24 protein-coding genes, 1 tRNA gene and 1 pseudogene are annotated in these 19,739 nt (G+C 67.0%); 7 read left to right on the forward strand and 19 right to left on the reverse strand.

All coding sequences use genetic code 11. From position 1 onward, the window contains the following. Nucleotides 1-128 precede the first annotated feature (128 nt). From E1261_RS10085 to E1261_RS10110, 6 genes and pseudogenes are all read right to left on the reverse strand, one after another. A pseudogene (locus tag E1261_RS10085) lies at nt 129-272 on the reverse strand (ATP-binding cassette domain-containing protein); the annotation flags it as partial. A 57-nt stretch (nt 273-329) separates the two neighbouring features. Continuing rightward, nucleotides 330-992, reverse strand: a complete 663-nt coding sequence (locus tag E1261_RS10090; RefSeq protein WP_132405131.1) for an SGNH/GDSL hydrolase family protein — start codon at nt 990-992, stop codon at nt 330-332. Beyond that, the gene (locus tag E1261_RS10095; RefSeq protein WP_132405133.1) at nt 989-2,464 is read right to left on the reverse strand and encodes an FAD-dependent monooxygenase; all 1,476 of its coding nucleotides are present in this window, start codon (nt 2,462-2,464) and stop codon (nt 989-991) included. The genes E1261_RS10090 and E1261_RS10095 overlap by 4 nt, the downstream gene beginning before the upstream one ends. An 81-nt stretch (nt 2,465-2,545) precedes the next feature. Beyond that, nucleotides 2,546-3,655: a serine hydrolase domain-containing protein gene (locus E1261_RS10100; protein WP_132405135.1), complete on the reverse strand. Its 1,110-nt coding sequence runs from the start codon at nt 3,653-3,655 to the stop codon at nt 2,546-2,548. 91 nt (nt 3,656-3,746) lie between these two features. After that, complete coding sequence (locus tag E1261_RS10105; protein ID WP_132405137.1) at nt 3,747-4,100, reverse strand: DUF2200 domain-containing protein; 354 nt, start codon at nt 4,098-4,100, stop codon at nt 3,747-3,749. Nucleotides 4,101-4,125: 25 nt separating this feature from the next. After that, nucleotides 4,126-4,494, reverse strand: a complete 369-nt coding sequence (locus E1261_RS10110) for a YciI family protein (RefSeq protein WP_132405139.1) — start codon at nt 4,492-4,494, stop codon at nt 4,126-4,128. Between the two features lie 379 nt (nt 4,495-4,873). Between E1261_RS10110 and E1261_RS10115 the strand changes: the two genes are divergently transcribed. Both E1261_RS10115 and E1261_RS10120 read left to right on the forward strand, forming a co-directional pair. Next, entirely contained in the window at nt 4,874-5,611 is a 738-nt protein-coding gene (locus E1261_RS10115; RefSeq protein ID WP_238176107.1) for a phosphotransferase family protein, read from the forward strand. Between the two features lie 92 nt (nt 5,612-5,703). Then, nucleotides 5,704-6,489 (forward strand): hypothetical protein, encoded by a 786-nt coding sequence (locus tag E1261_RS10120; RefSeq protein WP_132405143.1) that lies wholly within the window; start codon nt 5,704-5,706, stop codon nt 6,487-6,489. 69 nt (nt 6,490-6,558) lie between these two features. Here the strand turns inward: E1261_RS10120 and E1261_RS10125 are convergent, their stop codons facing one another. Next, on the reverse strand, nt 6,559-7,104 hold the full coding sequence (locus E1261_RS10125) for a P-loop nucleotide/nucleoside kinase family protein (RefSeq protein WP_132405145.1): 546 nt from the start codon (nt 7,102-7,104) through the stop codon (nt 6,559-6,561). Nucleotides 7,105-7,108: 4 nt separating this feature from the next. Further along, on the reverse strand, nt 7,109-7,753 hold the full coding sequence (locus E1261_RS10130) for a TetR/AcrR family transcriptional regulator (RefSeq protein WP_132405147.1): 645 nt from the start codon (nt 7,751-7,753) through the stop codon (nt 7,109-7,111). 75 nt (nt 7,754-7,828) lie between these two features. On the opposite strand from E1261_RS10130, the gene E1261_RS10135 reads away from it, so the two are divergent. Beyond that, nucleotides 7,829-8,725, forward strand: coding sequence for an alpha/beta hydrolase (locus E1261_RS10135; RefSeq protein ID WP_132405149.1), 897 nt, complete (start codon nt 7,829-7,831; stop codon nt 8,723-8,725). On the opposite strand, the gene E1261_RS10140 is transcribed toward E1261_RS10135, so the two are convergent. From E1261_RS10140 to E1261_RS10150, 3 genes are all read right to left on the reverse strand, one after another. After that, entirely contained in the window at nt 8,716-9,171 is a 456-nt protein-coding gene (locus E1261_RS10140; RefSeq protein WP_238176108.1) for a hypothetical protein, read from the reverse strand. The two genes, E1261_RS10135 and E1261_RS10140, sit on opposite strands and share 10 nt — an antisense overlap. Before the next feature lie 116 nt (nt 9,172-9,287). After that, entirely contained in the window at nt 9,288-9,887 is a 600-nt protein-coding gene (locus E1261_RS10145) for a GNAT family N-acetyltransferase (RefSeq protein WP_132405153.1), read from the reverse strand. Between the two features lie 94 nt (nt 9,888-9,981). After that, nucleotides 9,982-11,475 carry a cellulase family glycosylhydrolase gene (locus E1261_RS10150; protein ID WP_132405155.1) on the reverse strand — a complete coding sequence of 498 codons (1,494 nt, stop codon included), beginning with the start codon at nt 11,473-11,475 and terminating at the stop codon, nt 9,982-9,984. Nucleotides 11,476-11,486: 11 nt separating this feature from the next. Between E1261_RS10150 and E1261_RS10155 the strand changes: the two genes are divergently transcribed. Further along, a complete protein-coding gene (locus tag E1261_RS10155) occupies nt 11,487-11,930 on the forward strand; it encodes a hypothetical protein (RefSeq protein WP_132405157.1) in 444 nt (147 codons plus the stop codon). On the opposite strand, the gene E1261_RS10160 is transcribed toward E1261_RS10155, so the two are convergent. The 6 genes from E1261_RS10160 to E1261_RS46825 all read right to left on the reverse strand — a co-directional run bounded on the left by E1261_RS10160 (nt 11,904) and on the right by E1261_RS46825 (nt 15,091). Next, a tRNA-Ala gene (locus tag E1261_RS10160) sits at nt 11,904-11,976 on the reverse strand. The genes E1261_RS10155 and E1261_RS10160 overlap by 27 nt on opposite strands. Before the next feature lie 1,031 nt (nt 11,977-13,007). After that, nucleotides 13,008-13,655 carry a histidine phosphatase family protein gene (locus E1261_RS10165; protein ID WP_132405159.1) on the reverse strand — a complete coding sequence of 216 codons (648 nt, stop codon included), beginning with the start codon at nt 13,653-13,655 and terminating at the stop codon, nt 13,008-13,010. Further along, complete coding sequence (rsfS, locus tag E1261_RS10170) at nt 13,652-14,086, reverse strand: ribosome silencing factor (RefSeq protein WP_132405161.1); 435 nt, start codon at nt 14,084-14,086, stop codon at nt 13,652-13,654. The genes E1261_RS10165 and rsfS overlap by 4 nt, the downstream gene beginning before the upstream one ends. A gap of 28 nt (nt 14,087-14,114) precedes the next feature. Next, the gene (gene nadD, locus E1261_RS10175; protein ID WP_238176112.1) at nt 14,115-14,690 is read right to left on the reverse strand and encodes a nicotinate-nucleotide adenylyltransferase; all 576 of its coding nucleotides are present in this window, start codon (nt 14,688-14,690) and stop codon (nt 14,115-14,117) included. 37 nt (nt 14,691-14,727) lie between these two features. Continuing rightward, nucleotides 14,728-14,883 (reverse strand): hypothetical protein, encoded by a 156-nt coding sequence (locus E1261_RS45205; protein WP_165952440.1) that lies wholly within the window; start codon nt 14,881-14,883, stop codon nt 14,728-14,730. Between the two features lie 79 nt (nt 14,884-14,962). Next, nucleotides 14,963-15,091, reverse strand: coding sequence for a hypothetical protein (locus tag E1261_RS46825; RefSeq protein ID WP_272948569.1), 129 nt, complete (start codon nt 15,089-15,091; stop codon nt 14,963-14,965). A 147-nt stretch (nt 15,092-15,238) separates the two neighbouring features. Here E1261_RS46825 and E1261_RS10180 point away from each other — a divergent pair, with 147 nt between their 5' ends. Continuing rightward, nucleotides 15,239-15,691, forward strand: a complete 453-nt coding sequence (locus tag E1261_RS10180; RefSeq protein WP_132405165.1) for an Lrp/AsnC family transcriptional regulator — start codon at nt 15,239-15,241, stop codon at nt 15,689-15,691. Here the strand turns inward: E1261_RS10180 and E1261_RS10185 are convergent. After that, nucleotides 15,621-16,811 carry an MFS transporter gene (locus E1261_RS10185; protein ID WP_132405167.1) on the reverse strand — a complete coding sequence of 397 codons (1,191 nt, stop codon included), beginning with the start codon at nt 16,809-16,811 and terminating at the stop codon, nt 15,621-15,623. The two genes, E1261_RS10180 and E1261_RS10185, sit on opposite strands and share 71 nt — an antisense overlap. A gap of 83 nt (nt 16,812-16,894) precedes the next feature. Here E1261_RS10185 and E1261_RS10190 point away from each other — a divergent pair, with 83 nt between their 5' ends. Next, nucleotides 16,895-17,758 carry a winged helix-turn-helix transcriptional regulator gene (locus E1261_RS10190; RefSeq protein ID WP_132405169.1) on the forward strand — a complete coding sequence of 288 codons (864 nt, stop codon included), beginning with the start codon at nt 16,895-16,897 and terminating at the stop codon, nt 17,756-17,758. Next, the gene (locus tag E1261_RS10195; RefSeq protein ID WP_238176109.1) at nt 17,755-18,423 is read left to right on the forward strand and encodes a 4'-phosphopantetheinyl transferase family protein; all 669 of its coding nucleotides are present in this window, start codon (nt 17,755-17,757) and stop codon (nt 18,421-18,423) included. The genes E1261_RS10190 and E1261_RS10195 overlap by 4 nt, the downstream gene beginning before the upstream one ends. Here E1261_RS10195 and E1261_RS10200 read toward each other — a convergent pair. Continuing rightward, nucleotides 18,408-19,652, reverse strand: coding sequence for a glutamate-5-semialdehyde dehydrogenase (locus E1261_RS10200; protein WP_132405173.1), 1,245 nt, complete (start codon nt 19,650-19,652; stop codon nt 18,408-18,410). The two genes, E1261_RS10195 and E1261_RS10200, sit on opposite strands and share 16 nt — an antisense overlap. Between the last annotated feature and the right edge of the window lie 87 nt (nt 19,653-19,739).

Raw genomic sequence — 19,739 nt, forward strand, 5'->3', positions numbered from 1 at the left:
CCGAGCATCAAAGAAACCTTGTCGTCCCACGGCGAAAAACCCAAAACGAGACGAGTGCTCTTAGCCTTACCCATAACAACCTCCCCAGAGACTCAACGATGTCACGTAGGGAGTCTGTTCGGCTAGCGGACCGTCGTCGTCTTGCCGGCGCCGTTCGGGCCGAGCAGCGAGAAGACCGTGCCCGCGGGAACGTCCAGGTCGATGCCGTCCAGGACGATCTTGTCCTTGAATGCCTTGCGCAGTCCCGAGACTGCAATCGCCGTTTCTCTCATGCATTGAGCATCGACGGGTGGTCAGACACCGCCCTGACACGGCGCTGACACTGCTCTTCAGTCCACCAATTGGAGCCAGGCTTCAGCCAGGGCAGCGTGACCTGCCGGAGTGGGATGGACGCCGTCCTCGGCCCAGTGCTCGGGCTCGGCGACTGCGCAGAGCTCGGTGAAGATCCGATCGGCGGGCAGCAGCTCAGCGCCGTACTGGCGGGCCAGGTCGTTGACGACCTCGATCTTCGGATCCAGGTCTGCACGCCACTGCTTGCGGAGCGTCTCGTCGATCCGCAGGTCCCCGTGCTCGAGCGTGCCGCGGACCGGCAGCATGAACGATTCGATCAGGATCAACTGCGTGCCGGCCTCGGCGAGTGGGGTCAGCAGTCGCTCATAGCCCGCGCGGTACTCCGCGGCCGGGATCACTCGACCGTTCTCGGGATCGAACGACCACCAGGCGGCGTCATTGCCTCCGATCATGATCGATACGACATCGGGCTCAGCGGCCAGTACGTCGTCCTGCCAGCGAGCCTCGAGGTCCATCACCTTGTCGCCGCGCCAGCCGGTGTTCAGCCAGGTCACCGGGCGGTCCGGGTGCCGCAGTCCCCACTCCCCCGCGACGCGCAGCGGATAGCCCGTGCCGAGGCCGTCCGGATCTTCGAGACGGTTGGAGTCGGTGACCGAGTCGCCGGTGAACATCACGGTGCTGCCCGGCTTGAGCGTGATCATGCGAACCACCGCTTCGCGGCCTGCTCGAACGCGTCCCGATCGGCATCCCCGGCGCACGCGACCACGCCATCCGGCCGGACCAGTGCGGCGGCCAGTCCGAGATCGTCGGTCGCCCGGCCGGCGGCGTACCGGAAGTTGCTGTTCAGCTCGAGGCCTGCGAGTTCGCCGGTGAAGTCGAGAAGTACGCCGTGTCCGTCCTGCATCAGGTCGGCGAGGCGGGTGCCGTCTTCGAGGCGGAACTCGGGTGCGATCCGGCCGACCAAGGGGTGGTCGCTGCCTTCGCTGCCGAGGTCATAGCGGTTCACCATGCCGGAGATCTTGCTGTAGATGTACTTGGCGCCGTCGGGGGTGTCGAGCAGATCGCGCATCACCCCTTGCATGGCCTGGCCATGCGGACCGGGCTTCAGGACCGTCACCTGCGCGCGGGTCCAGTCGAGGACCCACTCGCCGATCGGGTGGCGCTCGGTGGTGTAGGTGTCGAGCAGACCGTCTGCGGCGTCGCCCTGGATGGTCGCGGCAAGCTTCCAGCCCAGGTTCATCGCGTCACCGAGCCCGCTGTTGAGCCCTTGCCCGCCCAACGGTGAGTGGATGTGGGCGGCATCGCCGGCCAGCAGAACACGACCCTTCCGGTACGTCGTCGTCTGCATCGCGCGGTCCGTGTACGTCGACGCCATCCGGACCTCGGTGAGCGTCACATCGGTCCCCGACACCCGGCGCAGTACCTCCTGCAGGTGGTCCTTCGTCAGCTCCTGCGTTCGGTCGTAGGCACCGCCGTCGAAATCCATCATCCCGATGTGGCCGGGTTTCTGCGACATCATCACGTACAGGCCGTTCGGAGTGGGGTTGAAGCCGGGATTGAGCTTCCCTGGATCGTCGAAGTCGGCCTGGAAGGTGTAGCCGGTGAAGAGCGGTTCGGTTCCGACGAACTCGAACCCGGCCAGCTTCCGGACCGTGCTGCGGCCGCCATCGGCACCGACGACCCAGCGCGCGGCGTAGTCGTCATTGCCGGTCCGGACGGTGACATGGTCGTCGTACTGGGTGAGGTCGGTGACGGCCTGGCCGCGACGGACCTCCACGCCGTACTTGATCGCGCGGTCCTCGAGGACCTGCTCGACGTGGGCTAGGTCCGTCATCATGGCTTCGGGTGCCGGGGTCGGGAGCCGGTACGGCATTGTCGTGACGTCGATCTTGGCCGGGTCGATCATGATGCCTGCGAAGTGGCCAACGCCTTGCAGGGTTGCGGGCTGGTCTACGAGTTCGTCGACGCCGAGCAGCTCCCCCAGCATCCCGCGTCGGTAGAAGCCGGCCAGCGACGCCGCCATCAATCCGCGCATGCCCAGCGGCGCCGCGCGCCAGACCGACCCTGCCTCGGGCTCGCGCTCGAGTACCACCACTGACATTCCGCGGAGGCCGAGTTCACACGCCAGGTACAGCCCGACCGGTCCGGCACCGGCTATCGCTACGTCGTACATGAGATCTCCCTGTCCTTGAGTCACAGGGAGACCTTCACATCGGCGGCTTGTAGGGCCCTGGCGTGCTGCTGGCTCCCGATCTCAGCTGCTGGCATCGCAGAGCGCGTTGCCGATCAGCTGGTCGGCGAGGTGCTGCTGGCGGAGGGCGTCGGCCCACTCGCGGCCGAGGACGCTCGACATCGAGACGACCGCGCTGCGGCGTCCGTCAGTCGTGACACCGGTCTCCGTGATGAAGCCACCGTCGCCACCACCGTGCCCCCAGTACTCACCGCCACACGGCAGCGGTCGCTTGAAGATGCCGAGACCGTACTGGCTGTCGGGCATGAGCTCTGCGATCTGAGGATCCAGGTCGCGGAGGTTGGTGGTCATCTCGGTCAGCTGAGCGGGCTTGAGGAGCCGGCCGTCGAACAGGGCCCGGAAGAACGTGTTGAGGTCCGCGGTCGTCGACACGAGCGAGCCATCTTGGTCGTTGAGGACTTGTTCGGTGACGTCGACCAGTCTCTCGAATGGCTGATACGACCGGGCGTGCGGATGCGGCAGCGTCGGGCTGTGGTCTGGTCGCGTGTGGTGCAGGCCGAGCGGGCGGATCACGCGCTGCTGGAGTTCGTCGTACCAGCTGTGGCCGGTCGCCTTTTTGATGATCATGCCGAGCAGGACGTAGCCGATGTTGGAGTAACGCCATTCCGTGCCGGGCCATGGTTTGTGTTGCAAGGTGCGGGCGACCAGGTCGGCCGAGGTGTAGCGGTCGAAGCGGTGGCGGTAGAAGTCCGCCTCGGTGGCGAAGTCGGGGAAGTCGTCGCGGAGGCCGTGCGTGTGCTGGAGGAGCTGGCGGATGGTGATCCGGCGGCCGTCGTTGCCGTTGGCCCGGATCAGCCCGGGCAACCATCGGTCGACCGTGTCGTCCAGCGACAGGCGTCCGTCCCCGACCAGCTGCAGGACGACGACTGCCTTGAATGTCTTGCCAGTGCTCGCGATTCGGAAGTATCCGTTGGACGGGACCGGACGGCTGGTTTGGAGGCTCGCCACTCCGGCGGTCGCGACTTCGGTTTTTACGCCGACCGCTCGGGCCTGCACTCCGGTGACACCGGCTGCATGGATCGCGGCGGTGTTCTTTGTCAGTTGGGGTGCGGGGGCTGCGATCGCGGTTCCCGCCGTACCGATTGTTGCCATCACTGCCGCAAGGATTCTCATAGTTCGAACGCTAGATCTGCGGGCGGACGGCTCCCAGGGTCTTATCCCCCGGAAGAAATCGCGCGGAAGGTATTGACGCGGCAGAACTTAACTAGGCAGTGCGGAGGATCTTGGCCATCGCCTTGCCGCGGGCGAGCTCGTCGACGAGCTTGTCGAGGTACCGGATCTCTCGCATCGTCGGCTCCTCGATCTCCTCCACCCGGACCCCGCAGACCACGCCCTTGACCAGGGCGCGGTCGGGGTTGGGCCGCGGCGCCTCCGCGATGAAGGTCTCGAAGTCGACCTCCTTCTGCAGCTGCGCCGCCAGCTCGTCCGAGCTGTACCCCGTCAGCCAGCAGATGACCTCGTCCACCTCCGCCTTGGTCCGCCCCTTGCGCTCCGCCTTGGCGACGTACAAGGGGTAGACACTCGCAAAGCTCGTCGCGTAGATCCGAGGTTTCGCCATACCGACAGGGTGCCAGGTCGGTACGTCAGACCGCCTCAGGGTCGTCCATGAACATGCGGACGTCCTGCGCGCAACGGCAGGCCGCCGCGACCTTGGCGGCCCACTGCAGGGCCTCCTCGCGAGTCGGTACGTCAACCACGAAGACGCCGCCGATGAGTTCCTTGCTCTCCGGATAAGGGCCGTCGGTGATCAGCCCGTCGGTCCCCACCACCGCGGGATTCGCGGCGAGCAGCGGGTCCTCGGTGTCGTAGCTGATCCCTCCGGTGAAGATCAGCACCCCGGCATCCTTGGCCTCCCGGCACACCGCATGCGCATCCTTCCCCACCTGCGGAAAGTCCTCCGCGGGGATGTGGTCCATCGCGCCCTTCTCGAACGAGATCAAGTACTTCGGCATCTCAGCACTCCCATTCCGGCAGCCGCCCGGCCACCACTCACCCCTGCAACGAACCACAACCACCCAATCCGACACCCTAGTGACCTGTCTCGCTCATCCGCTGTCGGTCGGAACTTCGCCCCGAGCGTCGGTAAGGACACGTAGTGGTGTCTGCGCCGGCCCCATCGGTGGAGCTCCTGAGCCTGCGCATGGAAGCCGTCGCCGACTACTACGTGTCCTTCCCGACGCCAGGCCCTCCTACGGACAGGACGTATATGGGTGCTGCACGCGGAACGCACGCTCGGCACCGCTCTCGCGGGAGCGCAGTGGAGGTATACGTCCTGTCGGTCGGAGGAAAATGCGCTGCGCTGGGGTAGTCGTTCCCGCGATACTCGCTGGTGTGGATGAGGTGCAGATCGTCGTTGCGCACAGCGAGCGCGCGACCCTCCGAGTCGGTGACATTTTCCTGAAGGTCGACTCCAACCAGGCCAACCTGGAGGTCGAGGTTGAAGCGATGGCCTTGGCTCCGGTCCCGACTCCGAGGATCCTCTGGCACAACCCACCCGCGCTCGCCCTGGCCGCCGTCCCCGGTACCGCGCTCGGTGTCCTCGGCAAACCCTCCCCCGCCTCGCCGGCCGCCTGGGCTGCCGCGGGCGCCGCGATCCGCCAGCTCCACGAGGCCCCGCTTCCGCCGTGGCCCGGCCGCCGTGTTGACGACGTCAGAACCCGCCTCGATACCGAATGCGAGTGGCTGATCACGAACGCCGTACTGCCCGAAGCCCTGGTCATCCGCAATCGCGAGATCGCCGAAACCGCCCTCCGCCCGTACACCCCGGCCTTCACCCACGGCGACCTGCAGATCACCCACGTCTTCACCGAGAACGAGGCCCTCACCGCCATCATCGACTGGTCCGAAGCCGGCCAGGACGACCCGCTCTGGGACCTGGCCACCCTCACCCTCGGCCACGAAGACCGCCTCCCCCACCTCCTCGCCGGGTACGGCCAAGACGTGGACCACGAAGTTATCCGCGCCTGGTGGTCCCTCCGCAGTCTCTCCGCCGCCCGCTGGCTCCTCGAACACGGCTTCGACCCCAACACCCCCGGCTGCGAGTTCGACGTACTGAGAGCCCGGATGTAGCGCAACGTAACAATCTGCCCCGGACACCCCCCAGATCTGGACGGCAAGCGGCACCGAGGATCACTCTCCGGACAAGGGGAGAGGTGGGGGCCATGGGGTTTTCGCTGGTGGTTGCCGTCGTACTGGTCGTGCTGCCGCTGCAGGCGTGCGTCAAGCCCAACGCAGCCGAGGTGACCGTCGTGAAGGGCTGGATCGGCAAGGCCGGCCAACTGGACGATCCGCTCAAAGGCACCTTCAAGGGCGGCGACGACGTCTTCCGGAACCAGAACAAGTCACTGACCCAGACGATCAACGAGCTGCCGACACCCGAGCAGATCAAAAAGGTGCCGCCAGAGCTCCAAACCGAGATCAACGCCGCCGCAGCCCGGCTCCGGAAGCAGATCACGTTCTACGACAAGATCACCCCGGTCGCGACTTCCATGGCAGCGAAACGCACGGCTGCCGCCCAGGAGATCGCAGCCCTCATCAACTACACCCGACGCGAAGTGCTGTCCGAAGACGCCAGGAACGATCTTTGGGACTTCGGCAAGGACGTCCTCCAGGAAACAGCCTGCGAACTCGCCTGGCGGTACTACATGCCAGAGAACGAGCGAAAGGTCGTCGAAGCCAAACTCGACACCGGCGCGGTCGCACTCTCCTACACCGATCAGATCCACAACCCCGCCGACATGACCACAGGCATCCTCCTCAACGCGATCACCTCCACCGCCAAAGGCCGCTCCTCCGCCGCCATGGCCTGGCAGGACTACGCCACCGGCCTCAGAGACAAGGCCTACGCCCTCACCCGCGACGGCGCCAGCGTCATCAAGCACCCCGACGGCGGCGACATCACCTTCGCGCTCATCTACTTCATCGGAGGCTGCCTCAAAACCCCCTGAGCTGATCGAACACCCAGCTCCCCCTCGAGCCACGGAAGGGCGGCGCGCCACAGACGACGTACAGGATCCTCATCGGCGCGCGAGGTAGGCCAGTGCTGTGGGCAGATACTCCGAGACTGGAGTGGCGGTGTCCACGACAAGGTAGTCAGAGTCTGGCCGCTGCATGCCGTCCGCCCACCGCGCGAACCTCTCAGCCTCGCCCGGCGTCGACTGGTGATCAACCGGCGGGGTGTCGATACTCAGCCGCTGACTGCGTAGACGCTTCCTCGTACGGAGCCTGGAGTCGACGAGCGACAAGTCAGCCGTCTTGCATTCGATGTACTTGTACGCCGCCCCGTGTTCCTTCGCCATCGCCTGACCCTCCGCAAGAATTCTGGGCCAGAAGCAAGGACTGTCGATGATCACGCAACTGCCACCACCAAGAGCATCCCGAGCCAACGCATAAAGCACCTCGTACGACGCCCGCCCGCTCTGCTCCACGGTGATCCCGGCCTCCAGCAGCCCGCTCTTCACCACATCATGATCAAGCCGAACCGCACCAACCACCCGAGCAAGCTCCTTCGCCAACGTCGTCTTCCCCGCCCCCGGAACCCCCGACATCTGCAACAGAAACACCTGATCAACCAACCTTGGGTGTGGAGTGAAGTCCGGTGAGGATGATGCTCAGACCGGCGCGGAACTCGGTCTCAGGATCGCTGCCGGTGGCGGCTTCAGCGATCGCGATCAGGCGTGGGAACCGATCGGCGGGCAGGGATCGGATGTGATCGGTCGCCGTCGACGAGTCGTCGCCGTGATCAGGCGCGAGCGGGCTGGCCAGCTCCGATTGGCTGAAACCGGAGACGAAACCGGTGACCACCCGGAAGGCGATCAGCAAGTCGGCGCCTGATCTGCCACCGCGGGCAAGTGCGTCCAGGAGGGCTTCGGCGGCGAGGAGGGTCGCCGGGTCCAGACTCCGGCGGGTGAGGATCAGCGGGATTGCCTGGGGATGGGCGCGGACAGCCCGCCACATACCGACGGCGACGGCGGCCACTGCCTCGGTCCAGTCTCCGGCCGGGTCGTCCCAGCGTGCCTCGGCCATGACCGCTTCGGTGACCAACTGTTCGAGTCCTTCGCGGCCGTCGACGTAGTTGTAGATCGTCATCGCGCCGGTGCCGAGTGCGGACGCGAGACTGCGCATGGTCAGCGCTGCGAGGCCTTCCTCGTCGACCATCGCCAGGGCGACCGTTCGCAGCTGCTCGCGGGTGAACTTTCTGGGAGCAGGCATGCCTCTCCTTGATTAAGTACAAGGTACGTGATCAACTGGCAATCGTTCACATACAACGTACCTAATCGAGGCGTCATGACCATCCAGACCACCTTCCCCTCCGGCCGCGACCACTGCGCCGCCTGGGTGACCCTGCCCGTCGGCGCCGGCCCGCACCCGGCCGTCGTCCTCGTTCACGGCGGCGGCGCCACCCACGAGATGATGCTCGCCCAGTACGAGCGGTGGTTCTCCGAGGCCGGGATCGCCGTGGTGGCGTTCGACTTCCGCCACCTCGGCGAGTCCGGCGGCCAGCCCCGTCAGCTCGTGAGCCAGCGCCGCTACGCCGCCGACGTGGACGCCGCCCTCGCCTTCGCCCGCTCGCGGCCCGACATCGACCCCGCCCGCATCGCGATCTGGGGCACGTCGTTCGGTGCCAGCCACGCACTCACCGCGGCCGCCCGCCATCCCGACCTGGCTGCCGCGGTGATCCAGTGCCCTGTGTTGAGCGGCCGGGGCGTTGTCTCCCGCGCGGGCGTCAGACATCTGGCGCGCATGACCCCGCCGATCCTCTCCGACATGGTCCGGGCCCTTCTCGGCCTGCCACGCCTTTACGTCCCGCTGGTCGCCCGCCCCGGCGAGCAAGCCTTCGTCAATCAGCCCGGTGCACTCGAAGGCTGGCTGTCGGTCACCCCACCCGGGGCTGTCTTCGACAACCGCATCACTGCCGCCTCCGGACTCGACATGCTCTTCTACAACGCCGCCGCCAAAGCATCCAAAGTGCAGTGCCCGCTACTGATCTGCGCCTGCGACCGAGAGAACCTCATCGCACCCACCATCGTCGAACGCGTCGCCGCCAAGGCACCCCGGGCCGAACTCAAGCACTACGACGCCGACCACTTCACCGTCTACCACCCACCCGCCGTCGACCAGATAGTCGCCGACCAGATCCGCTTCCTCACCACCCACCTAAACCAAGACTCAGGTCATGAATAGAGATTCGAATCCCTGGGCTGTGTTTGCCGCTGGTGACGTCTGACCATGCGGATCAGCAACACCGGCATCGTCAGGCCGGCCAGCACCAGGAAAAGCACGCCGCCGACGAGCGACGTTCCCCAGCTGTGGTCTTTGGTGTAGGCAACGGATCCGCCGGCGTCGTCACGCAGGCCCACATCGGCGATCTCGGCGGGCATCGGCTCAGTGCGGGAGACGTCCACCCCATCGAGCAACTTGGTGCCTGTGCGGGTGATTGTGCCGTCGTGGCTCACGAAATCACCGATCCAGGTGCAGTCGTACTTGCCGCAGCCGCGGTCGGTTGGGGCGAACGTGCCGAACGGACCATTCGCCAGGGCAGACCGGCCATCCAGGCCGGCATTGATCGCGAAGCCGCCGACGAGAAGGCCCACGAGGGCAAGGAATACGATCATGAACCAGATGAGCACCCTCCCAACCGGTGTCAACGGCTTCGATCGCCTCGATGCAGTCATGGCGCACAGCCTGCCACGAGCCCACGGTCAGGACTCCCGTGCCGTCATCCGCGCCACGCCGTACTGCGCCATCAACGCGTCCTCACTTCGCGCCTGCCTGGGGCGACCTCGCGGACCATCACGCAGTTGCCCAGGCCCTTGGGGCGGTCGTAGGTGAAGCCCTCGCGCTCGTACATCGTGCGGGTTCCGTTGTAGAGGAACGAGGAGTTCTTCTTCCGCACCCCGCCAGTGTCGTGCGGGTAGCCCTCGACCAGGCCGCCGCCGGCCTGCGCGATCAACTCGACCGCTCCGCGCAGCGCCACCGCCGCGAGACCGCGACCGCGAAGGCCGCGCTCGACCAGGATGCAGGTGACCCGGTAGTCGGGCAGTCGCTCGGCAGTGGCGACGTATTCCTTGCGGTGCTGGATGTTGGGCAGCTCCTCGGGTGATCCGAACTCCGCCCAGGCGACAGCCCGGTCGCCGTCGTAGACCAGCGCCGCGTGCGCGATCCCGTCGGCCACCAGCCGTTGCTTGAGCGCCCGGTTCCCCTCAGCGGTCTGACCCTTCTCCGCACAGTCAGGATGGAAATGCGTACACCAGCAACTGGCGAACATCCCCTTGTTCCGCTCAACAAGCGCAGCGAAGTCCGCGAACGTCTCCGGCGTGAGCGCCTTGATCGTGAAGTCACTCATGCCGCCAACGTACGCCCGATTCCGGACGATCGGCGTCCGTAGCCCAAAGCCACGGCGGGCCCGTCATCCCTCCTACCTTGGCGCTCGGGAGCAATCATCGGACACTGTCGTAGGGTTCTTGGCTGAGCAGATGGGCCTTGAAGCCCTCGCCGACGCCGGGCTCGGGTGTGCCGTTCCAGTCCTTGATCAGCACGGCACCCGTGCTGCACCCCCACGGGTTCCAGGTCCACGCGAGGTAACCCATGTCGTGCGCGTCGGCCCAGTCCACCAACCGCTGCATGTAGTCGAAGCCGCAGTTGTCCTGGCCGAACTCACCGATGACGACCGGGACCTGCTGTGCGAGTGGAGCGATCTGGCTGTCCCAGCAGGATTCGGTGGCGCAGGCGTTGAAGCTGTAGGCGTGCCAGGACGCCGCAATGTTGTTCAGCGGGTCGACCGGCTTGTGGGCCAGCCACTCCCGCATGTCGTTGGCCCACTCCAGACCGCCGAGCATGAGCATGTTGGTCGCTCCGGTGGCTCGCACCGCGTCGACCAGGTCCTGCATGCCGGCGGTTTCGTACGACAGACCAGTGCAGGTGCCCCCATCCCGCCAGCACTGCCAGCCGAGGGTCTTGTTCCAGTCGCTGGCGATCTCCGGGTACGGCTCGTTGAACAGGTCGAAGACGGCGGCGTTGTTGCCCTTGAACGCGGTGGCGACGCCGGTCCAGAACTGCGGGGCATATCGGGCGTCCGGCATCGGTTTCTGGCACACCGCATGCTCGTCCTTGCAGTGCCACTCCGGCCCGTTCGCGTAGGCGCCCCACGTCCAGTGCAGGTCGAGGATCACGTTGATGCCGTTCTTCACCAGCAGGTCCACGTAGTCCTTGACGGCCTGCTGGTAGGTAGCGCCGCCGGGTGAGCCGTTGACGCCCAGCCAGCACTCCTCGTTCAACGGGACCCGCACCGCATGGATGTTCCAGGTCTTCATCGCGTCCACCGACGCCTGGTCCACCGGACCGCCGTCCCACATGCCCTTGCCTTGTACGCAGGCGAACTCTCCACTGGAGCGACTCACCCCGAGCAGCCGGTACGGCGTTTCGTTCGCGGTGACGATCTTGTTGCCGGACACGCGCAGCGCCGGTGCGGGACCGTCGACCGGCGGAACGGTGCCGGTACACGCGGCGCCGTTGACGGCGAAGTCCGTTGGCTTGAGATTGCTGCCGCTGTAGGAGAAGTTCGCCCCCGCCTTGACAAGGCCACCCGCCGGGATGGTTCCGTTCCAGCTGGCGTTGGTGACGGTGACCTTGTTGCCCGACTGGGACCAGTTGCCGTTCCAGCCGTGTTGAAGGGTCTGATTGCCGGTGTAGGTATAGGTCAGCGTCCAACCCTTGACCGCCGACGAACCGAGGTTGGTGACTGCCACCTCGGCGCCGAACCCACTGCCCCAGTCGTTGGTCGTGTAGTCGACCCGACATGCGAACGCGGCCGCCGCACTCGCGTCACCCGCCCACGCCGTCCCCACCGATGCCGTCAGGACAGGGCACGCGACAAGCCCCACGGCAGCCAGTACGGCGAGCGTGGTGCGGCGCTTTGCGACTCTTCTCGACATAGCACTCCTCGATGCAGGTGACGGTAGGCCCGCCGCCGTGTCTTTCGGGAGCGTTCACAGGCAGACAGGGCCGCTGGGCGGAGAAGGGACGCTCCACAGCTGGATCGATTGCCTGGGAGCGCTCCCAAATTCACGGTAGCGAAGATGTCGCGAAACGTGAAGACCTCGGCCCGGAAAGCCCCTCGGCGTTTATCAGCTGCGTCGTACAGGCCCACATCAGCGATCTCGGCAAGCATCGGGTCAGTGCGGGAGACGTGTACCTCGTCGTCGAGCAGCTCGATTCCCGTGCGGGTGATTGTGCCGTCGCGGCTAGCGAATTCACCGATCGCTGCTCCCCAGGCCCTCATGCCCGGGAGCCACTGAGGGATCTGCCGCAGAACAAGCAAATGGCCGGTCACCCTGAGATGACCAGCCATTCATTTTCCTTGTGGAGCTTAGGGGATTCGAACCCCTGACCTCTTCCATGCCATGGAAGCGCGCTACCAACTGCGCCAAAGCCCCGCGGTGTAGTTCCTTGCGACTCCGGAAGTTTAGCGGATGGGGGGCGGAGAAGAAAAATCGGATACCGGAGCAGTGGCGGTGAGGTAGATGACACGCTCTCCAAGGGTGTCGAGCTTGCGTTGCCGGCACGAGAGTTGATGCCGTACGGCGGTCCCCGGCGAGCCAGCTGTTCGCGGAGGCGGCAGGAGTTGGATCACGCGGCGTGAGGCGGTGATCAACGGAGTGCTGCTACGGAAGCGGTCACCCTCGCCCATTCCACCGCGAAGCCTGGAATGTGGGGCGCATGTTGAGCCAGTCCGGGCAGTCAGGTGCCCCAACCTCCCGCCACGGGCCACACCTCTCCGAGAGCAACCGAAGCCGCCTGTCGGTGACTCATCGCGATCACCTTGAGCACCATCCAGTCGAGCCCACAGGCGAGGCACGACTGATGGGCGCTCAAGGTGGTTCGGGGCCGCACGGGCTGAACCTCGTACACCTACTGGGGACCCCGGACACCCGACCAGATGTCCCAGGTCCCCACTACCTGACCGCAGTACACCCGGCTCACCTGCACGCGAGCCAGCAAAGCGCCGTACCCACAACCTCCGAAGGAACCGCACGCCTGGTCTCCGGATCGTCGGACGTTGTGGCGGGCGTGATGGCGAATCACCCGCACATCGGGCAGGAGAACCGGATATCCGTTCAATGTGCTGGTTCTCCGCTCAAATAACGAGGGGAGAACCAGCAATCTGAGCGGAGATCCCCTCATTTTCCGCGTGACCGCCACAGCGCGGAGGGCCAGCCGAGGGGATATCCATCGAGTTGGGGGGGAAGCGTCGCGCACCGTCGCCGGGAGGGTTGGGGAGTCCTACCCGGTGCTTTAGGTGGGGTAACGCTCCCCAACTCCGCCGTACACGACAGCTCTTGGCGCCACCCCAAACTGAACTAACCGACCTCCGCGCCGGACTGGCTCGGGGGGCCGGGCCGGCACTCCCCAAGCCGGTCGGGGCCGTCGCCGGAGGCGACCAGGCTGTCGCCGCGGGGGCGGGTCTTCAGCGTTGGGGGTCGTCGGACATTACTGGTTCGGGGAGGGAGCCGGCGTTCCACTCTTCGATGCGCCAGCCGGAGGTGCGGTTGGGGAGGAGGGAGACCCAGTTGCAGTTGGAGAGGCCGCCGAAGGCTGGGAAGTGGGCGGTGGGGATGCCTAGGAAGTGGCAGATGCCTACGCGGGCGGCCATGCCGTGGGTGGCGATGACGATGGTGTCTTCGGCGGTGCCTTGGGTGGAGATGCGGTGCAGGGCGGCGGCGAAGCGGGTGGCTACCTCGTCGACGGTTTCGCCGGCGGTGCCGCGGCGTTGGGGCTCGTTGGCCTTGATGCGGGCGGCGGCTTCGGGGAACTGGGCGCGGAACTCGGCCTGGGTGAGGCCGGCCCAGTCGTCGACGTTGATTTCGCGGAGGGCCTCGTCGTACTCGATCTTCAGGCCGGTCAGGAGGGCGAGCTCGCCGGCGGTGGCGGCGGCGCGCTGGAGGTCGCTGGAGAACAGGCGGGTGGGGGCCAGGGCGGCCAGCCGGGCGGCGGCGGCGCGGGCCTGGCCGATGCCCACCTCGTCGAGGGGGATGTCGGCCTGGCCCTGCATCTTGTCCTGCAGGTTCCACTCGGTCCGGCCGTGCCGCCAGACGATCAGTCGTCCAGCCGTCATTCGGCCGAGCCCGAAGCCGAGCCCGAAGCCGAGCCCGAGGCCGAGTCTGAGGCCGGATCCGAGCCCGGTACGGCGGACGGGAGCTTGATCACGGGGCAGTCGCGCCACAGCCGCTCGAGGGAGTAGAAGCTGCGCTCCTCGTCGTGCTGGACGTGGATCACGATCTCCAGGTAGTCGAGCAGCACCCAGCGGCCTTCGCGGGCGCCCTCGCGGCGTACCGGCTTGGCGTCGAAGTCGGCTCGGAGCTTCTCCTCGACGGCGTCGACGATGGCTCGCACCTGCCGGTCGTTGGAGGCGGAGGCGACCAGGAAGGCGTCGGTGATGGCGAGCTGCTCGGAGACGTCGAAGGCGAGGACGTTCTCGGCCTTCTTGTCGTGGGCCGCTTCGGCGGCCGCGGTGAGCAGCTCGATGGCGCGTTCGCTGGCTGGCATCTCAATGTCCTTTGAAAAATTGCAGAGTCTAACGGTTGATGTAGAGCTCGCGCTTGGCGATGTACTGGACGATGCCGTCCGGGACGAGGTACCAGGTCGGGTTGCCCTTGGCGACCCGGGCCCGGCATTCGGTGGACGAGATCGCCAGCGCCGGGACTTCCAGCAAGGTGATCCGGTCCATCGGCAGCTTGTCCAGCGGCAGCTCGAGACTCTCGGTCCCCGGCCGCGTACAGCCGACGAACTGCGCGAGTTTGAACATCTCGTCGACGTCGCGCCAGGTGAGGATCTGGGCCAGCGCGTCGGCACCGGTGATGAAGAACAGTTCGGCGTCCGGGTAGAGCGCCGACAGGTCGCGCAGGGTGTCGATCGTGTACGTCGGTCCCGGCCGGTCGATGTCGACCCGGCTGACCGAGAACCGTGGGTTCGACGCGGTGGCGATCACCGTCATCAGATACCGGTCCTCGGCGGCGGAGACGTCGCGGTCGAGCTTCTGCCAGGGCTGGCCGGTCGGGACGAAGATGACCTCGTCCAGATCGAAGTACGCCTGGACCTCGCTGGCGGCGACCAGGTGGCCGTGATGGATCGGGTCGAACGTCCCACCCATCACACCCAGCCGGCGGACCCGCTCGACGGCAGTCATATCAGCTGTGCGGCCGGCCCTTGCCCATGATCACCGTGACGAGCAGCAACAGGACCAGGACGAAAAGCGCGAACCCGCCGTACCACCACGGCGAGATGTGGGCGGCCTCAGCGGCCTCCTCGAGGGCCGCGAGCTGCGGCACGACAAGCTTGAGCATGGACAGAGCCTATCTCGTGGCCGGACACACGAGCGCGACCGGTGGCACTGGTTGGCCATCCGGTCGCGCGAGGGGTCGATCAGCTGTGGCGGATGTGACGGGTCAGCAGCCGGCGCCAGAGCGACGGCACGGCGGCTGCGCGCTGGTACTGCGCGGCGACACGGTGCATCTCGTCGATGTGGGCACGGGCGACGTCGGGGGTGATCATGTTTCCTTCACTGGTTGTCAGGCAAAGATCGGGCGGACCGGCCCGACACCTCAAATTGTACGACAATCTGACGGACGACACAAACGAATTGAAGGCAGATCAGGTCACATGCCTACGAATCTGCGGCAAACAGGAGGTTCACCCCATATGGACGTGATCGATCGGCAACTGATCGAGGCCCTGCGGCTGAACGGCCGCTCCAGCTGGGCCGAGCTCGGCCGGGTGGTCGGGCTGTCCGGTCCGAGCGTCCAGGAGCGGGTACGGCGCCTCGAGGAGCGCGGCGTACTGCTCGGCTACCGCGCGATCGTGGCGCCGAGCGAGGTCGGGCTCGGCACCAGCGCCCTGATCGGCCTGTTCCAGCGTGACGACGTGGAGACCGACGACATCGTCGACCAGGTCCGCGAGATCGCCGCGGTCGAGGACTGCTGGTTCGTGGCGGGTGACCAGGAGCTGGTGGTGAAGATCCGCGTCGCGGACGTCAGCCAACTGGAGGCCGTGGTCGGCTCCCTGCGCCGTGTGAACGGCGTGGTCAGGACCCGGACGACCGTTGTGCTGTCGACGCGCTGGGAAGGGCGTCCCGCGCCGCTGCCTGACGAGTAAGCGCCAGTACGACGCCCGCCGCGACTGCGAGCCCGCCCGCGATCGGGAACAGCAGCCGCGGCACGTGCTCATACGCGACGCCACCCAGAGCCGGGGCGAGGAACATCCCGCTGACCGAGGCAGCGGCGTACAGACTGGAGTAGCGCCCGACCATGCCCTCGGGCGCGAGGTCCGCGACATGCGCGGTCGCGGTCGGCTTGTAGAGCATCTCCCCCGCGGTGATGACGACGATCGCGACCACCGCGCCCATCAGCGCCGGCCAGATGCCGAGGACCGCGAGACCCACGCCGACGAGCGCGCTCCCGGCCGCGATCACGCGGAGGGCCTGATGACTGCGCAGCCGAATCGCGAGCGGTGCCTCGAGGCAGACGATCAGGACCGAGTTCACCGCGATCAGTACGCCGTACGCGACCGGAGGCGAACCGGCGTCGCGGAGCAGCAGCGGCATGGTCACGTAGATCTGCCGGCAGGCGGTGTCGAGCACGACGATCATCGCGAGCAGGATCAGCAAAGACCGGTCCACCGAACCGCGCAGCCGCACGACCTGGCGCACCCGCCGCGCCGGCGGCGCCCAGCGCCAGATGACGAACGCGAGCACCAGGCTGGTCACGGCATCGAACACGAAGACCAACGAGAAGTCGTACGCCGCGACCAGTCCACCCAACGGCGGTCCGATCATGAACCCGGCATTGCTCGCGGTCCGGGACAGCGCGATTCCCTCCCGCCGACGTTCGGCGGGCAGCGAGATCGCGACCAGCGCGGACAGGTTCGGCCGGGTCGCTCCCCCGCACAGACCGGCCAGCGCACCGAGCGCAGCCAGCCATCCATTCGGGGCCAGCGGCATCGCGGCGCAGGTGATCGCCCAGGTCAGCTGGCTGGCCACGGCTGCGGTCCGCAGCCCGAAGCGGTCGCCGATCCACCCGCCACCGAGATTGCCGCCGACCAGACCAACGCCGTACGCCGCGGCTGCGAAGCCTGCCTGCTGCGCGGACATCCCGCGGTCCTGGACGAGGTAGAGGGTCAGGTACAGCCAGGCGAGCGCTCCCGCGGCGCTGACCAGCTGGCCGAGCATCACGGCACGCATCCAGCTGGGCAGTTCGGCGATCCGGCGCCAGTACATGCTTCCCCCGCGAGCTAGAGTGAGTTCCTCAGAGGAACTTACGGTGCCCGCTAGCGTGGTGGCAACCGGATTGGGGGTGGACGATGCGACGGAGCACCTTCTCGCCCGAGGCGGACTGTGCGATCGCGCAGTCCCTCGGCGTGATCGGCGACGGCTGGGAGCTGCTGATCGTTCGCGACCTCGCGCGCGGGCTCGATCGGTTCGACCAACTGGCGGAGTCGCTGCGGATCTCCCGGAAGGTGCTGACCGAGCGGCTCGGTGGGCTGCTCGACTCGGGCGTGATCGAGCGAACGGCGTACCAGGAGCGGCCGACGCGGTACGCGTATGGACTCACTCCGCGCGGGCGCGCGCTGCTGCCGGTGCTGGTCGCGCTACAGGACTGGGGCGACCGCTGGGTGCTCGGCGACGGTGAGCTGACCGGGACGAACACAGCCGATCAGGCACCGGCCCAACGCGTGCACGAGCTTGTTGGCCGACGGGTCCCTCGGGTTGCCTTGCCGTCAACAGCCGGTACGACGCTCGACGTGGTAGACGCGGATGCGCGGTCGACCGTGCTGTTCGGCTACCCGGCGACCGGCCGGCCGACGCCGTTGCCGGAGGGGTGGCTGGATATCGCGGGGACCGCGGGCTGCACGCTGGAGAACCGGTTGTTCGCGGCGAAGTACGACGAGTTCACAGCGCAGCGGATCGCGGTCCGTGGCGTCAGTACGCAGCGCACCGACGAGCAGCAGGCGTTTGCTGCAGCCGAGGAGATCCCGCAGGTCCTGCTGTCGGATGTGGAGCTGGAGCTGGCGGCGGCGCTGCGGTTGCCGACGTTCCGCGCGGGTGGGTATGAGCGGCTCAAGCGCGTCGTCCTGGTGGTCGGCGCAGATCGGGTGGTCAACGCGGTGAAGTACCCGGTGACGGATATTGCGGAGGCAGTCGAGTGGGCGCTGGCGACCGCGTGAACGAGGTCGAGGTGTGGTGGGCGGGGATCGGGCAGGCGCGGCCGGAGTTCGTGGCTGATCTGAACGCGGTCGAGCAGGAGCGGTACGCGCGGTACCTGCGGGATGCGGACAAGGCGCGGTTCCTGCTCGGGGTGACGATGGTACGACGGTTGCTCGGGGCCCGGATGTCGTTGCCTCCGGCAAACGTCGTACTGGATCGGGCCTGCCGGGACTGCGGGAAGCCGCACGGGAAGGTGCAGGCCGAGGGGGTCGAGCTGTCGGTGTCGCATTCGGGCGACTGGGTCGGGCTGGCGATCGGTACGGCGCCGGTCGGACTCGATGTGGAGCAGATCGGCTCGCTGGTGGACGTGGACGGAGTCGCGGGCATGAGTCTCGCGCCGGAAGAACTGCAGGAGCTCAAGCGGTACGACGGGATCGAGAAGGCGCGGGCGTTCACGCGGTACTGGACGCGCAAGGAGGCGCTGCTCAAGGCGACCGGCGACGGGATCGGGGCCGGCCTGTCGACGGTGGTGGTGAGCCCGCCCGATCAGCCGGCCGCCGTAGTTCGCTGGAACAGCGGGCCGGCGCAACTGAGCGATCTGGAGATCGACACCAACCACCTGGCGGCTCTGGCGGTGTTGAGTGCCGAGCCGCCCGTCGTACGGGTGGATCAGTTCCGGGTTTGACCTTCGCCGGTGACGACGTACTTGGTGGACGTCATCTCCGGCAGGCCCATCGGGCCGCGGGCGTGCAGCTTCTGGGTCGAGATGCCGATCTCGGCGCCGAAGCCGAACTCGCCACCGTCGGTGAACCGCGTGCTCGCGTTGACCACGACCGCCGCCGAGTCGACCGCCTGGACGAAGCGGCGCGCGGCCGCCTGCGAGCGGGTGATGATCGCGTCAGTGTGCCCCGAGCTGTAGCGACGAATGTGCTGTACGGCGCTCTCCAGCGACTCGACCACCGCGGCCGACAGGTCGAGTGAGTTGTACTCGGTCTCGTAGTCCTCGTCCGTCGCCGCGACAATGTCCTTGCCCGCAGCAACCACCGTCGGGTCGCCGTGCACCGTCACACCGGCATCCGCCAACGCCGGCAGGGCCAGCGCGAGAAAGTCGTCAGCCACCGATGCGTGCACCAGCAGGGATTCGGCCGCATTGCACACGCTCGGCCGCTGGGTCTTCGAGTTCAGCAGGATCTCCAGCGCGAGGCCGAGATCCGCGTCGGCATCGACGTACACATGGCAGTTGCCGACGCCCGTCTCGATCACCGGCACGGTCGATTCGCTGACCACGGTCTGGATCAGCCCGGCACCACCGCGCGGAATCAGTACGTCGACCAGCCCGCGCGCCTGCATGAGCTCCTTGACCGCAGCCCGATCCGTCGGCACCCCCTGCACCACATCAGCCGGCAGCCCCACCGATGCCGCGGCATCCCGCAGTACATCGATGATCGCGACGTTCGACGCAGCCGCAGACGAGGAACCGCGCAGCAGCACCGCGTTACCCGACTTGAGGCAGATGCCGGCCGCATCGGCCGTGACGTTCGGACGGGCCTCGTAGATGATCCCGACAACCCCGAAGGGGACACGGACCTGGCGCAGCTCCAGACCGTTCGGGAGCGTGTACCCGCGCACCACCTCACCGACCGGATCGGTCAGACCGGCCAACTGTTCCAGCCCCGCCGCCATCCCGTCGACCCGGCCCGCGTCCAGCGCAAGCCGGTCGACCGTGGACTCCGGCGTACCGGCCTCTCGTGCTGCCGCCACATCCGTGGCATTGGCTGCAACGATCGCGTCCGTGTTGGCCCGCAGCGCCGCCGCCATCGCGTGCAACGCCGCGTCCTTGGTCGCCCGCGAGGCTTCCGCCAACGCATACGACGCCTCGCGCGCCCGCCGGGCCAGTTCGATGATCTCGCTCACGTGGTCATTCTAGGCGGCCGCCGGCCATTTGACTGTGCCCCAAGGGCACGGTCTGGAGTGGGTCCCAGGACACGACAGAGAGGACCA

This window comes from Kribbella albertanoniae, from assembly GCF_004348455.1.
GTDB classification, from domain to species: domain Bacteria; phylum Actinomycetota; class Actinomycetes; order Propionibacteriales; family Kribbellaceae; genus Kribbella; species Kribbella albertanoniae.

Coding starts and splice junctions, on each gene's coding strand:
- E1261_RS10155 (WP_132405157.1), top strand. CDS start 11,487: ATGCAGGTGACGGTAGGCCCGCCGCCGTGTCTTTCGGGAGCGTTCACA.
- E1261_RS10165 (WP_132405159.1), bottom strand. CDS start 13,655: ATGACGGCTGGACGACTGATCGTCTGGCGGCACGGCCGGACCGAGTGG.
- E1261_RS10190 (WP_132405169.1), top strand. CDS start 16,895: ATGCGACGGAGCACCTTCTCGCCCGAGGCGGACTGTGCGATCGCGCAG.
- E1261_RS10090 (WP_132405131.1), bottom strand. CDS start 992: ATGATCACGCTCAAGCCGGGCAGCACCGTGATGTTCACCGGCGACTCG.
- E1261_RS10130 (WP_132405147.1), bottom strand. CDS start 7,753: ATGCCTGCTCCCAGAAAGTTCACCCGCGAGCAGCTGCGAACGGTCGCC.
- E1261_RS10135 (WP_132405149.1), top strand. CDS start 7,829: ATGACCATCCAGACCACCTTCCCCTCCGGCCGCGACCACTGCGCCGCC.
- E1261_RS10120 (WP_132405143.1), top strand. CDS start 5,704: ATGGGGTTTTCGCTGGTGGTTGCCGTCGTACTGGTCGTGCTGCCGCTG.
- E1261_RS10110 (WP_132405139.1), bottom strand. CDS start 4,494: ATGCCGAAGTACTTGATCTCGTTCGAGAAGGGCGCGATGGACCACATC.
- E1261_RS45205 (WP_165952440.1), bottom strand. CDS start 14,883: ATGCTCAAGCTTGTCGTGCCGCAGCTCGCGGCCCTCGAGGAGGCCGCT.
- E1261_RS10100 (WP_132405135.1), bottom strand. CDS start 3,655: ATGAGAATCCTTGCGGCAGTGATGGCAACAATCGGTACGGCGGGAACC.
- E1261_RS10145 (WP_132405153.1), bottom strand. CDS start 9,887: ATGAGTGACTTCACGATCAAGGCGCTCACGCCGGAGACGTTCGCGGAC.
- E1261_RS10150 (WP_132405155.1), bottom strand. CDS start 11,475: ATGTCGAGAAGAGTCGCAAAGCGCCGCACCACGCTCGCCGTACTGGCT.
- E1261_RS10105 (WP_132405137.1), bottom strand. CDS start 4,100: ATGGCGAAACCTCGGATCTACGCGACGAGCTTTGCGAGTGTCTACCCC.
- E1261_RS10185 (WP_132405167.1), bottom strand. CDS start 16,811: ATGTACTGGCGCCGGATCGCCGAACTGCCCAGCTGGATGCGTGCCGTG.
- E1261_RS10180 (WP_132405165.1), top strand. CDS start 15,239: ATGGACGTGATCGATCGGCAACTGATCGAGGCCCTGCGGCTGAACGGC.
- E1261_RS10095 (WP_132405133.1), bottom strand. CDS start 2,464: ATGTACGACGTAGCGATAGCCGGTGCCGGACCGGTCGGGCTGTACCTG.
- rsfS (WP_132405161.1), bottom strand. CDS start 14,086: ATGCCAGCCAGCGAACGCGCCATCGAGCTGCTCACCGCGGCCGCCGAA.
- nadD (WP_238176112.1), bottom strand. CDS start 14,690: ATGGGTGGGACGTTCGACCCGATCCATCACGGCCACCTGGTCGCCGCC.
- E1261_RS46825 (WP_272948569.1), bottom strand. CDS start 15,091: ATGATCACCCCCGACGTCGCCCGTGCCCACATCGACGAGATGCACCGT.